The sequence below is a fragment of the Nostoc sp. ChiQUE01b genome (genome assembly GCF_034531255.1).
Classification (GTDB): domain Bacteria; phylum Cyanobacteriota; class Cyanobacteriia; order Cyanobacteriales; family Nostocaceae; genus Nostoc.
This window is the reverse complement of record NZ_JAVRBM010000027.1, coordinates 1-14,901: the sequence shown is the minus strand read 5'-3', so window position 1 is coordinate 14,901 and position 14,901 is coordinate 1. Positions and strand designations below refer to the sequence as shown.

12 protein-coding genes are annotated in these 14,901 nt (G+C 41.1%); 4 read left to right on the top strand and 8 right to left on the bottom strand.

Annotated elements, in window-relative coordinates:
* Window positions 1-100 precede the first annotated feature (100 nt).
* From RMY63_RS18700 to RMY63_RS18685, 4 genes are all read right to left on the bottom strand, one after another.
* Window positions 101-814, bottom strand: a complete 714-nt coding sequence (locus RMY63_RS18700) for a Crp/Fnr family transcriptional regulator (RefSeq protein WP_322730137.1) — start codon at window positions 812-814, stop codon at window positions 101-103.
* A gap of 80 nt (window positions 815-894) precedes the next feature.
* Window positions 895-1,641 (bottom strand): Crp/Fnr family transcriptional regulator, encoded by a 747-nt coding sequence (locus RMY63_RS18695; RefSeq protein ID WP_322730136.1) that lies wholly within the window; start codon window positions 1,639-1,641, stop codon window positions 895-897.
* A 189-nt stretch (window positions 1,642-1,830) separates the two neighbouring features.
* A complete protein-coding gene (locus tag RMY63_RS18690) occupies window positions 1,831-2,568 on the bottom strand; it encodes a Crp/Fnr family transcriptional regulator (RefSeq protein WP_322730135.1) in 738 nt (245 codons plus the stop codon).
* A gap of 626 nt (window positions 2,569-3,194) precedes the next feature.
* Window positions 3,195-3,389, bottom strand: coding sequence for a hypothetical protein (locus RMY63_RS18685; RefSeq protein WP_322730134.1), 195 nt, complete (start codon window positions 3,387-3,389; stop codon window positions 3,195-3,197).
* A gap of 504 nt (window positions 3,390-3,893) precedes the next feature.
* On the opposite strand from RMY63_RS18685, the gene RMY63_RS18680 reads away from it, so the two are divergent.
* The 3 genes from RMY63_RS18680 to RMY63_RS18670 all read left to right on the top strand — a co-directional run bounded on the left by RMY63_RS18680 (window position 3,894) and on the right by RMY63_RS18670 (window position 7,144).
* Window positions 3,894-4,931 carry an NADP(H)-dependent aldo-keto reductase gene (locus RMY63_RS18680; protein ID WP_322730133.1) on the top strand — a complete coding sequence of 346 codons (1,038 nt, stop codon included), beginning with the start codon at window positions 3,894-3,896 and terminating at the stop codon, window positions 4,929-4,931.
* 159 nt (window positions 4,932-5,090) lie between these two features.
* Window positions 5,091-6,218, top strand: a complete 1,128-nt coding sequence (locus RMY63_RS18675) for an aryl-sulfate sulfotransferase (RefSeq protein WP_322730132.1) — start codon at window positions 5,091-5,093, stop codon at window positions 6,216-6,218.
* Window positions 6,219-6,472: 254 nt separating this feature from the next.
* The gene (locus RMY63_RS18670; protein WP_322730131.1) at window positions 6,473-7,144 is read left to right on the top strand and encodes a glutathione S-transferase family protein; all 672 of its coding nucleotides are present in this window, start codon (window positions 6,473-6,475) and stop codon (window positions 7,142-7,144) included.
* Between the two features lie 70 nt (window positions 7,145-7,214).
* On the opposite strand, the gene RMY63_RS18665 is transcribed toward RMY63_RS18670, so the two are convergent.
* The gene (locus tag RMY63_RS18665) at window positions 7,215-8,228 is read right to left on the bottom strand and encodes an NAD(P)-dependent alcohol dehydrogenase (protein ID WP_322730130.1); all 1,014 of its coding nucleotides are present in this window, start codon (window positions 8,226-8,228) and stop codon (window positions 7,215-7,217) included.
* A 331-nt stretch (window positions 8,229-8,559) separates the two neighbouring features.
* Entirely contained in the window at window positions 8,560-9,582 is a 1,023-nt protein-coding gene (locus tag RMY63_RS18660) for a tetratricopeptide repeat protein (protein ID WP_322730129.1), read from the bottom strand.
* A 954-nt stretch (window positions 9,583-10,536) separates the two neighbouring features.
* Between RMY63_RS18660 and RMY63_RS18655 the strand changes: the two genes are divergently transcribed.
* On the top strand, window positions 10,537-12,417 hold the full coding sequence (locus RMY63_RS18655; protein ID WP_322730128.1) for an ABC transporter ATP-binding protein: 1,881 nt from the start codon (window positions 10,537-10,539) through the stop codon (window positions 12,415-12,417).
* Window positions 12,418-12,735: 318 nt separating this feature from the next.
* Here the strand turns inward: RMY63_RS18655 and RMY63_RS18650 are convergent, their stop codons facing one another.
* Together RMY63_RS18650 and RMY63_RS18645 are read right to left on the bottom strand one after the other, a co-directional pair.
* Complete coding sequence (locus RMY63_RS18650) at window positions 12,736-13,824, bottom strand: alpha/beta hydrolase family protein (protein WP_322730127.1); 1,089 nt, start codon at window positions 13,822-13,824, stop codon at window positions 12,736-12,738.
* 303 nt (window positions 13,825-14,127) lie between these two features.
* Window positions 14,128-14,766: an acetoacetate decarboxylase family protein gene (locus tag RMY63_RS18645; protein WP_322730126.1), complete on the bottom strand. Its 639-nt coding sequence runs from the start codon at window positions 14,764-14,766 to the stop codon at window positions 14,128-14,130.
* Window positions 14,767-14,901: the final 135 nt, after the last annotated feature.

Sequence of the window (14,901 nt, the reverse complement as noted above, 5' to 3'; positions counted from 1 at the left end):
AAAGGAACTAACTAGCGAGTGTCTGTGCGGTGTCGGACATAGTAAGTTAAAATAATTCACTGGCGATGTCTACGACGGGCTATTCGACGTCGCACCTTGGCTAACTCCCCAGCAACCGAGCAAATTCGTTTTGGATGACTCGATAACACTCGCAAGAAGTTGCTTCTAAATCCTCTCGGTTCAGGATGTTAATTTGACCACGCTGATAGCGAATCATTCCGGCTCGGCTGAGGTTGTTAGCCGCCACTGTCACACCGGAGCGCCGTACACCCAGCATCTGAGCGATAAATTCTTGCGTGAGTGGAAATTCGTCTGATTCCAAACGGTCAGATACTGTCAGCAGCCAACGAGCCAGCCGTTCCTCTAGGGGATGAAGACGGTTGCAAGCACAGCTTTGTGTAAGTTCGGTATATATAGCTCGGACATAACGCAGCAACAGCTTTTGAATAGCTCCGCTCCGATTGAACTCGGTTCTCAGGACATCTGCATCCATCTGCATTCCAGCGCCCCCAATTTGGACAAACGCTTTTGTGGTTGTTGTCTTGCCTCCTAAAATTACTGGGATACCCACTATGCCTTCATTACTCACTATCCCAACTTCCACCGTCGATCCATCTTTCATAGTAGTGACTATAGAAATCATTGCATTTTGGGGAAAATAGACTTGTGTAATGGGTTCTCCTGGTTCGTAAATGACTTGCCGAGTGGAAAGCGAAACTAATTTCAGGTGCGGAACAAGGCGCTTATAATCACTAGTTGGCAAAGCCGCGAGTAACTTATTTACTTGCGGCTTAAGAAGAGTGTTTTCGCTCACTGAACATTAAAAGAGAAATTTGATCATAATACTTTAAATCAAGTTAATTTTGCCTGTCTGTCCGGTTTCGCACGCATAACTCAAAAAAATTTTTTGGCTCGGTTACTGGGCTTCATGCCCAGTAACCGAGCAAATTCCTTTTGTATGACTTGATGACACTCACAGGAAGTTGCTTCCAAATCCTCTCGGTTCAGGATGCTAATATGACCACGTTGATAGGCGATCATTCCGGCTCGACTGAGGGTGCTAGCCGCTACTGTCACACCGGAACGACGTACACCCAGCATCTGAGCGATAAATTCTTGCGTGAGGGGAAATTCTTCTGATTCCAGACGGTCAGAAACTGTCAGTAGCCAGCGAGCCAGCCGTTCCTCTAGTGTATGGAGGCGGTTGCAGGCAGCTCCTTGCGCCAGTTCAGAGTATACAGCTTGTACATAGCGCAGTAGCACGTTTTGAATAACTCCGCCCCGATTGAACTCGGCTCTCAGGACATCTGCATTTATCTGCATAGCAGCACCAGAAATCTGCACAAATGCTGTTGTGGTTGTGGTGTTGTCTCCTAAAATTACCGGGATACCCACCATCCCTTCATTGCTTACTATCCCAACTTCCGCCGTTGAGCCATCTTCCATAATGGTAACTATAGAAACCATTGCCTTATCAGGAAAATAGACCTGTGTAATGGGTTCGGCTACTTGGTACAGGATTTGCTGAACTGGGAGCGGAACTAGCTTTAGATGGGGGACAAGACGTTCATAATCACTCGCTGGTAAAGCTGCAAGCAGCTTATTTGGTGGTTGCTGAAAAAAGCTTTTATCTAATGACATTAAAAGCTACTCTCCTAAAGGTAGGTGACTTTAGAAAAGCCAACTCAGGGCACAAGGAAAGAACTTCAGAACTTGATCCTAATGTCGAAAGGTGTATTCTCTAAAGGAACACGAGGAAAATCTAGAAAATCTTAAATGAACGCACTTTTTCGAGTCTGTACGGTTTCGTACATAGAAGCGTCAAAAAAATTATTTTTCCTGTTTATTGGGCTTATTGCCCAATAAACGGACAAATTCATTTTCTATAATCTGATAACATTCGCAGGAAGTTTTTTCTAAAGCCTCTCGATTCAGAATATTAATCTGACCACGGTGGTAGCTGATCATTCCGGCTTCGCTCAGGATGTTAGCTGCTTCGGTAACACCAGCACGACGTACACCCAGCATTTGTGAGATAAATTCTTGGGTGAGTGGAAATTCCTCTGATTCCAGACGGTCAGAAACTGTCAGCAACCACCGAGCCAGCCGTCTCTCTAGTTTATGAAGACGGTTGCAAGCAACTCCTTGTGCTATTTGCGTGTATACAGCTTGCACGTAGCGCAGCAGCAGACTTTGAATAGCTCCGCCCCGGTTGAATTCGCTTCTGAGTATATCCGCATCCATCTGCATTGCAACGCCTGGAATCTGCACAAATGCTGTTGTGGTTGTGGTGTCATCTCCTAAAATTACGGGCATACCCACCATGCCTTCATTACTCACTATACCAACTTCTACAGTTGAGCCATCTTCCATAGTGGTGACTATAGAAACCACTGCCTTATTAGGAAAATAGACTTGTGCGATCGGTTCGCCTGCTTCGTAAAGGACTTTCTTAAGTGGGAGCGGAACTAGCTTTAGATGCGGAACAAGACGCTCATAATCAGCGGGTGGTAGAACTGCCAGCAGATTATTTGCTGGTTGCTCAAGGGCATTTTTGTTTAATAACATTGGGATTCTCCTAAACATAGCTGTCTCTAGAAAAGGCAACTTGCGGCATAAGGAGATAGCTCAAAAATTTTATCCTAATGTCAAAAGGTGTATTTTCTAAAAAACTTAAATAAAAAATTAAATTTTTATATTTCTATAATAATAGAATTCAATTAGTTATTTATAATAGCAAATAAATCCTGATATATATTAAAAAAGTTTGTATACCCTGTTACAGTATCTATCTAAAGGTTGAAAACAAAATAATACAGATTGCATAGCAAGATAGTAAGTATATACCAGAGCAAAAAGTATTTTTGCGTTGTTAAATCCTGGCTTTAGTAAAGTTAAGAGTAAGTAGAAAAAATTATTAGCGTTACTTCACATTTAAGTAATTAAACTTTTTTGAATTACTGAATTTAACTGGATTTACAGTTGCGATCGCACAATTAAATAAATTTATACTTACTTGCTTAATTTTCAGTATTTATTAACTTTTTATATCTAAGAAAAAACAAAATATACTAACAATAATAGCTTATTTAATACAAAATAAAGTATTAGTATGCCGCTTTGTGACTCCAATTGAATACATCAAAAATATCATAATCATCTCAGCAAATCTTTGAAATATTTCTATTTGATTGTTACTTAAATAACATTGCTGTACACATGAGCATCGTTGGAAGCGATCGCAGCAATAATTCCTGGTTAGACAAGTCCTTAAAATCCCAAGTCTTTGTCATTCCTATCGGCTGTTGTAAGTCTTTGTAAGTAGCGTTGTATGTTTTAATTAATACAATAAACAGACTACTTGTAAAAAAACATACTACTATAAACATTTATTAAGACTTCATTCCAGAATAATCTTAAATTTTTTGATATACTACTTTAATTGGACTGACTTACCGTAGTATACACTCAGGCTAAAGCAGTCATTTTCAGGACTTACGCAAGATGTGCCTGAAAACCTGATTATTGCGTAGCGGTAATTCATGAATTACCGCTACTTTCGTTATGTTTTGCGTAAGTCCTAATTTTCACAAAAACTCAATAAAAGCAAGTATTTTCTACTACAATTTTAGATTTTTTATCTACTTTAAACTAGCTTACTTATCTGGTTCATCTATGCAATAATAAAAAACTGTATCCACTAAATACGATTTATCTATCAATTTTTGGTAGTATCAGCAAACTAATATTTGCTGAAAAATTTATATTGGCTTAGTACTAAAATTCAGTGTTGTTTGAAGCTAATTTACTTAAAAAGAATAGCGTCATTGACAAAATGCAAAATATCCAACAAAAATATCACTGTTCAATCAACTTGATAACAGCGCAGAAGTATGAAGTATAACCAACTTGGCAAGAGTGACTTAAAAGTTTCTGAAATTTGTCTGGGCACCATGACATACGGACAGCAAAATACCATTGAAGAAGCCCACGAGCAGCTAGATTATTCTATTGCCCAAGGAGTCAACTTTATTGATGCGGCTGAGATGTACCCTGTCCCAACAAGTGGCGAAACTTATGGATTAACTGAAACTTACATTGGGGAATGGTTAAAGCGTCAACAAAGAGATCAACTTATTATAGCTACTAAGATTGCTGGCCCTGGTCGAGGTTTTAAATGGGTACGAGGTGGAGCCAAAGCAATTGACCGTGATAATATCAAACAAGCTGTAGACGATAGTCTAAAAAGATTACAAACAGACTATATTGATTTGTACCAAATCCACTGGCCCGATCGCTACGTGCCACGGTTTGGACAAACGGTGTTCGATCCGACTCAGGTGGAAAAAACAGTTCCCATCCCTGAACAGCTAGCAGTTTTTGCCGATGTAATTAAGGCAGGAAAAATTCGCTATATCGGTTTGAGTAACGAAACACCTTGGGGAGTCGCCCAGTTTGGTAACGCTGCTAAACAGTTAGGATTGCCCAAAGTTGTTTCGATTCAAAATGCTTACAACTTGCTGAATCGAGTATTTGACGGAGCCTTAGCAGAAGCAGTTTATCACGAAGAAATTGGGTTACTAGCTTATAGTCCTTTGGCATTTGGTTTCTTGACTGGCAAATATCTAAATGGCAAACCAGAGAAAGCAAGAGTCACTTTGTTTGAAAATTTCGGTCAGCGCTATCTCAAACCAAAAGTAAGTCAAGCTGTAGCAGCTTATCTAGAAATTGCCAAACGCCATCAACTAAGTCCAGCGCATCTAGCTTTAGCATTCGTGCGGAGTCGTTGGTTTGTACCTAGCACAATTATTGGTGCTACGACACTAGAACAACTCAAAGAGAATTTAGAAAGTGTAAATGTAGTTCTCAATAAAGACATTTTGGAAGAGTTGGATATAGTTCATGCTCAGTCACCAAATCCAGCACCTTAACAATTCAAAATTAAAGACAGTTTTCGCCTCGTTATCAAGCTGGAGCCTGGTAACGCCTCCCTAGAGCCTCTGGCTCTCATTATCAGAGTAGAAGTAGAGATGCGCGATGCACTCTGTCCTAGTTCTTAGATTAAAAACTAGATATTTAGTAGGTAAAATATGACTTTTACAGCAACATTAGTTGACCAGAATACTATTCGTCGTCGGGGTACTGGTTTAAGAGCTTACAATCCCGAAAAAGTATTTAAAGGATACACACTTTTCACACCTCTAACAGGTCAAGGTGAAGTCTACCTTCTGAACTTAGAAGGAGAAGTAGTACACCAGTGGAATCTGCCATATCCACCAGGGTTATACGGTTATCTTTTGCCCAATGGCAACCTTTTTTATAATGGTAAAACTCCACCAGAAGAACCCCTACGTTTTGCTTTATGGGCTGCATTCAAAAGTGGCGTTGTTTTAGAAGCAGATCCCAAAGGAAATATTATTTGGGAATATAAGCATCCAGATCATCATCACGATGGACGCAGACTAGCCAATGGCAACACAATTCTACTAGCCATTGAAAAGATACCTCAGTCTTTGGTTAAGAGCATCAAAGGTGGCGTACCAGGTACAGAACCAGATGGTGATATCTATGCGGATGTGCTTTATGAAGTGACTCCAGCAGGTGAAATCGTTTGGACTTGGCACGCCCACGAACACCTCGATCCAGATATATTTACGATTACACCCCAAGATCATCGACATGAATGGACTCATGGAAATACTGTGGGTGAACTCGCTGATGGCAACATTATAGTCAGCTTTCGTAATATCTCCACAGTTGTCATTATTGATCGCAAAACTGGAGAAATTATCTGGACGCTGGGTGATGACGTGCTAGCACAGCAGCACTTCCCGAACGAACTAGCTAACGGTAATATCTTGATTTTCGACAATGGCGCACATCGCCGTCACATTGCTCTCAATTTCTCGCGTGTGATTGAGGTAAACCGTCAAACGAAAGAGATAGTTTGGGAATACACCGACAATCCGCCCCAAAATTTCTTTAGTTCTTATATATCAGGAGCGCAACGTTTGGCCAATGGCAATACCTTAATTACAGAAGGTGCTTATGGTCGAATATTCGAGGTGACAGTTACAGGGGAAATTGTTTGGGAATACATCAATCCCCACTTTGCATCTCGGAATATTTCAGTTGAAAAATCGCCAGTAACTCGTGGAGAGCAAAATACAGTCTTCCGCGCCTTCCGTTATGCACCTGAAGAAGTGCCCTGGCTGTAGGAGAAGGTAGAGGGGCAGAGAAGCAGGGGAGCAGGGGAGCAGGGGGAAAAATAACTATTCCCTACCCTCATCAAGAATTTTGGGTTATTTGAGTATTACTCCAGTTTCAAAGTTTGGTTAGTGTCGAGAATTTTTCACGCCACATTCGCCTCAAAAAGAATTTTGTGACACTAACAATTTAAGATTTGGGATTTTGGATTCAAATTCAATTCCCAATGGCGATTAACAAGTCCTATTTACTAAGGAACTTAAACATGACTGAAATTAAAGTATACAGTGCAGTTGTTTGTCCTTATGCTCATCGTACCCGCTTGGTACTCCAAGAGAAAGGCATCGACTTCGATTTGATTGAAATTGATTTGCAAAATAAGCCTGAAGGATTTACCAAAGTTTCCCCCTATGGGAAAGTGCCTGCAATAACTCATGGTGATAACCGAGTTTGGGAGTCAGCAGTAATTAACGAGTATCTCGATGAGGTATTTCCCAATCCACCACTGTTACCCAGCAGCCCCATTGATAGGGCACAGGCTCGTATCTGGATCGATTTTGCTAACACTCGGTTTGTTCCTGCTTTTTCTACCTTGCTGCGGAGTTCAGATTCCGAAAAACATGAAGAAGCTAAACAGGAACTATATAAACATCTGGAATTCATTGAAAACGAAGGTTTAGCAAAGCTTTCTAAAGAAGGCCCTTACTGGTTTGGTGAATCTATCAGTTTGGTCGATTTCACCTACTTTCCTTGGTTTGAGCGCTGGGCTGCACTGAAGCAGTATCGCGGCTTTGGAGTACCAGAGCAATTTACCCGTCTACGCCAGTGGAAACGTGCTTTGAAAGAGCGTGAATCTGTGAAAGCGATCGCTCACCCTAAAGAATTCTACATCGAGCGATATGCTAAATTCGCTGCGCCGACTCTCGCTGCTGTTTAAAGGTAATTCATAACTATGTTTCAAGTGGGATTTAAACCCCACTTGAAACATATAATTTAACTCTTTAAAATTACGAATTACAAATTACGACTTTACCAAAGTGAGCCGCACCTTTGAGATAATGATAAGCCTCTCGTGCTTCAGTAAAAGGGAAAACTCGATCAATAATCGGTTTGATTTGATGCTGTTGCAGCGCCTGATTCATCGCCTCAAACATTTCTCGACTGCCAACATAAATTCCCTGAACTGTTAAACTCTTAAAAAGTATTGGCATGGGGTCAATTTCATTTCCTCTGCCAGATAAGACGCCAATCAAACTAATACGTCCCCCAATGCGGACTGCTTGCAGGGATTTTGGTAGAGTCCCCGCACCGCCTACCTCAACTACATGATCTACACCTGTGCGATTGGTTAATTGATAAACTTGCTTTTCCCAATCTGGTGTTGTTTTGTAGTTGATTGTCTCGTCAGCACCAAGCTGTTTCGCTTGTGCTAACTTTTCATCACTGCTGGAAGTAATAATCGCTCTAGCACCATGTATCTTGGCAAACTGGAGAGCAAAAATTGAAACTCCTCCAGTACCGAGTAATAAAATACTATCACCTGCACCAATATTGCCTTTTGTCACTAGTCCGTGCCAAGCTGTGACTGCTGCACAGGGCAAAGTTGCACCTTCAATATAGGATAAGTGGTCAGGTAATATTACTAAACCATCTTGGTGTAATAAGACATATTCAGCCAGCATTCCATCAATACCACCTCCGAGATCGGATTTCATTTTCTCTTTGGTTAAAGAGCCATAAATCCAGTCTTGGAAGAAAATACCAGCGACGCGATCGCCTATTTTCACTCGTGTCACACCTTCCCCTACCGCCACAACTTCTCCCGCACCGTCAGACATCGGAATTAACGGATATTTCTGTCCAGCACCGTAAGCTCCTTCAATGACCAGCAGATCGCGGTAATTTAAAGATGTTGCTTTGACTTGAATCAGAACTTGTCCAGGTGCGGGTTTTGGTTCAGGGCGATCGACTAATGCCAGGGCATCAATGCCGGCGTTGCTTTGAATTTCGTAAGCTTTCATGGATGTACTTGTTCTGGCTACAACTTTGGTATTGTAGCTAGCGTAAAAAAAAATCTAGAGACGTAGCAAGTGCTACGTCTCTAGAAGGGTTTTAGATAACGCATATTTAATTTCACTAATAGGGTTGCCCTCATCCCCTAATACCACTTCACGAAAAATCTGATACAGATGCAAACTTTGAAGCTTTGCTGCATCTAAGTTTTTTAATTGCGAATTGCGTTAGCGCAGCGTTAGCGAGTCCGCGTTCGCGCAGCGTCTCGTAGAGAGCGTCATTGCGAATTGTGAATTGGTATAACCCCTTCTCCCATATTGGGAGAAGGGGAACTGGATGCTACAGAGAATCTATGAACTGCTGTACTTTTTCTAAAAGTGGCTGATATTCAATTTGCTCTGCTAACTCTTGGGCATTTTGGTAGCACGATCGCGCCATTTTTTTGCGTTTCGTGGTAACGTAAACGCTTCCCATATTTAACAAAGTTGAAATTTCTCCGAGATTATCGCCTAGTTCTTGATAAATCACAATGCTTTGCTTGTAAAACTTCATTGCTTGGCGATGCTCTGCCAGGGTGCTGTAGGTAAAACCAATGTTGTGAAGGGTTGTTGCTTCACCAGAGCGATCGCTAATTGCTCGACGTGTCAAAAGAACTTGATAGTAGAGCAACAGCGCTTGTTTAGGTTTTCCTAAATCATGATAGACAGAAGCAATATTGTTCAAGGTCGTTGCTTCTGCAAGCAAATTCTTGACAGCTCGTTGAATTGGTAGTGCTGCTTGAAAAAATTCTAGCGCTTGCTCAAACTTACCTAAAACATTGTAGGCAAATCCAATGCCATTGAGCGTTATTGCTTCACCAGAAAAGTCACCTAACAATCGCCGCATCCTCAAAATTTGGTGTTGTAGCAACAGTGCCCGTTTTGGTTCTCCTAAGCGGGTATAAATTAATGCGACATCATTAAGAGTAGAAACTTCACTTTGAGTATCTTGCGATCGCCTAAAGATTGGCAGTGCTTTGTCAAAATATTTCAACGCTTGTGAAAAGCGTCCAAGATGGCTGTAGGTAGAACCCAGATTGCTAAGTGCAGTTGCCTCTGCTGGCGTGTTGCCAATTTCAACAGCAACCGAAAGCGCCTGATGAAAGCGCTCTAATGCTTTTTGAGGTTGCCAGCAACTGAGGTGAGCTAAACCGAGGTCATTTAATGTATAACCTTCTCTGGCTCGGTCTGGAATTGCTCTAGCCAAGTGTAAATTTTTGGTTGCAAGATCGAGAGACTCTTGAAATTTCCCCCGTTGGTAGTAGCGGTTTGCTTCCTCACGACGTTGTTCCCATTCTTTGACTTGATTTAAAGGTTGCGTCATCTGACCTCAGTTGCATTCTGCGATAAGTAGGTAGGACATCTCTTAGGAATGAACCCCTCTTAGGTTTCCCAAATTTTAACCCCAATCTTCTATCTTTAGATATAAGACGTAAACAGATAAGTATGCTATTGTTTCATACTTACAGGAATATTTATGAAGCAATTAATACAAATACTGTAGGGGCGCATAGCAGTGCATACGTGTCAACTTAAGCCGAAAACTATATCAGACAGGCGTTTTGCAAATCCCTCACGCGCTTATCCCCTAACCCTTTCTCCCAAGGGAGAAGGGGGAATTGAATGTCTAGCTCCTCTCTCTCTCTTGGGAGCTACGGTGTACACACAAGTCTTCTAAAGCTGGCCTACACCTTGACCTGCAATGCCAGTGCATCGACTTGCAATAGCCAGTGCATCCACACGCAATCCCAATGCATCGACTTGCAATGCCAGTACATCGACACGCAATGCCAGTGCATCGACCTGCAATGCTAATGCATTGACCTACAATGCCAATGCATCGACCTGCAATGCCAATGCATCGACCTGCAATGCCAATGCATCGACCTGCAATGCCAATGCATCGACCTGTAAAGATTAGCCCACCCTACGTTACAAAGCAACTCTAAAAGACTTGTGTGTACACGTAGCTCTTGGGAGAGGGGCTGAGGGTGAGGGCAAAATGTTTTCACCAATTTTTATTTGGAAGTCCCCTGTGGGCTGCGGTTGTGAATCGTTTTGAGCCGCCAAATTAAATTAAACAATGGCAACATTTCTGGGTAGGGGACTGATAGTTTTAAGATTGCAAAATGTAAAGGGAATCATCCAAATCTTGAGGAATATCCGGTCTGATTAGTAGTCTTGCGGTTTCTATCTCAGGCATGGTATCAGAGTAGGAAGATAAACGCTACTTTAAACAAGCGTGTTTTTTTCCAAACATTAATATAATGCTCTTACTATGAGCATCTACCAATCTCTGAAAAAATCTTATACACCAGATCGTCGGCGTGAAAATGACTGGCGGTTATTTTTGCGTTTGGTGCCTTATGCCCGTCGTAACGGACGGCTACTGGCGCTGTCGATGTGCCTACTCGTGCCGATCGCACTAGCTAATGCCTTACAACCTTTCTTGATTGGCCAAGTAATCTCCCTGATTCGTAACGAACCAAGCACTTACGAATTTTTCAGGAATCGTCCCTTCTCGCAAGGGCTAAATATCCTAGAGGGATTATTGGTAATTGCGATCGCCATCCAATTGCTGTTGACAGGTTTCCAAGGTTATATAGTCCAAAAGCTAGGGCAACAAATCACCGCCGCAATTCGCCAAGACTTATTTCAGCATGTAACATCTCTAGCAGTGCGCTTTTTTGACCGCACACCCGTAGGTAAATTAATTACCAGAATCACCAGCGATGTGGAAGTGTTAGGCGATGTCTTTTCGACTGGGGCAATTGGGATTATATCTGATTTGTTTTTAATGCTGGTGACTTTGGGTTTAATGTTTTCCATCCAGTGGCAACTTTCTTGCTTGCTGTTATTGATGCTGTTACCAACTAGCTGGGTAATTGTTTACATTCAAAAACAGTACCGCAAAGCCAATTACAAAGGGCGAGAAGAACTTTCGATCCTGAATTCACAGCTACAAGAAAATGTGCTTGGTATTAACGTCGTGCAGTTGTTCCGTAGAGAAAAATTTAATGCGGAATTGTTTCGTGCTACGAACAGCAACTACACTCAGCAAATGGATAAAACCATCTTTTATGATTCATTTGTTTCAGCAACCTTAGAATGGATTGGACTGATTGCGATCGCAGGTGTTTTGTGCGTGGGTGGTTGGTTGCTGTTGGAAAAAAACTTGACTTTCGGGACTTTATCTACATTTGTATTGTATGCCCAGCGATTATTTGACCCTTTAAGGGCTTTTGCGGAAAAATTTACAGTAATTCAAGCTGGTTTCACTGCCATTGAACGCGTAAGCGATATATTAGATGAACCGATAGAAATTCGCGATCGCGCCAATGTCCGCTTCTCAATATTTGATGCAAAATTTGGCTACATCGACGAAATCGTGGCAAATCTAGAATCCCCAAACCTCACTTCTCCCCCAGAACTGGGAGAGATTCGCTTTGATCGCGTCTGGTTTGCTTACAAAAATGATGATTACGTAATTAAAGACTTAGATTTCACCATTCATCCTGGTGAAAAAATTGCATTAGTTGGCCCTACCGGTGCAGGTAAAACTTCGATTATCCGTCTTTTGTGCCGCCTCTATGAACCCACCCAAGGACGCATTCTCATAGATGGCGTCGATATTCGGGAAGTACCACAAGCAGAACTGCGGCGTTACATGGCAGTAATTTTACAAGAAGGCTTTTTGTTTGCTGGCGATGTTAAAAGCAACATTTCTTTAGGAGATGGCTACACAATTGAACAGATTCAACAAGCAGCCCAAGAAACCAACATTGCCCAGTTTATAGAAGAATTACCCCAAGGTTATAATACTCAACTTCGAGAACGGGGCACAAATATTTCTAGCGGTCAAAAGCAACTTTTAGCCTTTGCGCGGGCTGCCATTCGCAATCCGCAAATTTTGGTACTAGATGAGGCTACCGCTAGTTTAGATGTTGGCACAGAAGCTTCAGTTCAAGAAGCATTAAACCAGCTTTTACTTAGACGTACCGCCATTATTATCGCTCACCGCTTGTCTACAATTCGCAATGTAGACCGGATTTTTGTTCTCAAACGGGGCGAATTAATCGAACAGGGAAGTCATGAACAACTACTGCAACAAGGAGGGCTTTATGCCACTCTACATAACTTGCAGATGTTGGGAAGTTAGGATATTTTCAGAATAATCTAAAGGGGGAAATAGCGATCGCTATCTCTGTGACGACATTTACACCAACAACTGAAAGAGTGATAAAAATGTGCAGCTTAACCCTCTTCTGTCACTCTGGGAAAATAAAAATAAGAGCCAAATTTTGAACTGTAGATAGAACGCGCATTTGAGCGTTTATTTTTTAACAGAATGACTGAAATCAATATTTTTGGTAAAAGTCTTATGTTGTAAGCCTTTTAGATTATTCTCTTCCGAAAGTGATAAAAGAGGGTTAAATACACCCTACAAAATAATCAAAGTAGCCCTGGCGTAGAGTCACTAGCAACTTGGGTTATTATGATGTTTTGATTTATTTGTTACTTTTTGCAATTGAGTAATAATCACTCGAGCAATACCTAATCCAAAAAGCGCAACAGTCGGCGCCGATTCAGGAACACGTTCACTAATTACTGTAACATTGGGGTCAGTAGCATCACCCGTGAAATACACATAATTAAAAGCGTCTTTATCATTAAGAATACTCGCGCGTAAAAACAATCCACTCCACCGAGCTAAAGTTTCAATTGCTACCTCTTGAGGTATTGTAGGTGTGTTTCTGTCTGGGAATGGTCCAGGTGGGTTGTTGGTATTTGTGATACCGTAATGATTGGCGCCTGTTAAAGTTATCAAAGTTTTTGGAGGATTTTGTATATTCTCATAAGTTCCATCAGTAATAAAAGGAGGTATTATACCATCCAGTGTTCCTTTTAATAAAGCAACAGGTATTCCCGAATTATTAATAGGAATGTACTCCACAGGTAAAACGTTTGGAGTGCGTGCTAAACCTGTGGCATAAAAGACGCCAGCTACGACTTCAGTAGGCAAGGTTGTAGGTGAAGAGCAAAAACGAGGCAGGCAAACATCTGCAATTGCAGATAATCCGACACCACCACCAAACGAATGTCCTAGCAATCCAAGTTTTTGAGTATTAACAATACCTGCAACAGGTGAATTAGAATTAGAATTTTCTGTTCGCATTTGTGCAAGAACAGCATTAATTTGCTCTGTTTCAGAAAAAAGTCCTTTGCCTAATGGTGACAGTGTGCGCTCGTTATTAGGTACAACTACAACAAATCCGTAGCGAGCTACCGTACTAGCATAATTTGAATAATCTGATTTATCTACATTGGCGCCTTGTAGTAACAGTGCAATAGGAAAAGAGTAGTTATTAGTTTTTAAATTAGATGGGTTAGGAAAATAAATATCAGCGACATCATTAGTTGTAGATATATTTGTTGTATAGCTTGTAACATCTGTAAATATAGGAGAGGGATTGAACGTTGTAGCAGTGGCTGTTTTACTCATACTTAATACAACTAATGATGCATCTGCAACTACTAACAAAGTTTTAAGTTTCAGCACACTCATACTCCTTCCACACTTACAAATTTATTTTCATTCTAGTATCAAGTGTTTTGATTTTAATAAATAACTTTATTTTTAGGTACGCCAAGCTTCGAGAGATAGTTAACGACTAAAATTATTGTAAGGGAACTCCAAAAAATAAATTATCCAATTTTTGGAATCAAAACGACTTTTCCTCCCCCTGCAAGAACTACCCTAAAAGCGATAGGATATTTTTTTATTTGGAAGTCCCTAACTTCAAGCGGCTTTGTTGCATGAAATAGAAAAAGACACACCTTCTCTCAATAGAGTGGTGAATCAGTGATTTCATGAAATGGTGGTATGACCTACCACTTTTGGCGCATCAACCCGTAAATTCATCTGCTCACACCGCACAGTTAACCAAGGCTGACCTAAACCTATTTCAGAAAAAGGACTTTCGGTGGGGATTTCTAACTTAGAACCAATCAAACCCAACACAGACTCAAATTCAGCAGGGAATATCAGCAAATCACTACCCTTGACACTGAAACTAGAGACATTTAACCGCTGTCTCCATGCCAAGCTTTGTTGATTATACTTAAGGCTGCACAATTTCCGGTTTTCCTGATGCACAGTAACATACTTTCCTTGTTCCCAGGTAAACTTAGCTAATTCCTTTGGTAGTCCCCAAATTTCTCGACCACCAGCCACCGAATCAGCATTATCTACATAAATATGAGAAATCCAAGCGCCGATTTTTCTCTGGTAATTAACCAAAGCTGGGACAACAATTAACTCACTATACTCCAGTACTGAGCCTGACCCGTAATTAGAGAGATACACGCTACCGAGGGTTTTACCAGGCCATACAGAAATAATTTCTAACTCTAAGGGAATCAAAGGGCGTACTTGGTCAATATTTACCAAATGCAGAGTTTGGATAGCATAACCTTGAAGTGTCCAAGGTGCTTGTGGATATGGCATAAAGGAGTTAGGAGTTGAGAGTGAGGAGTTAGGAATAAAGTTAAGAATTAAGATCAAGAGTTACCAATATTAGTTCTACTCTAACTCCTAACTCCTAACTCCTAACTCCTAACTCCTAACTCCTAACTCCTAACT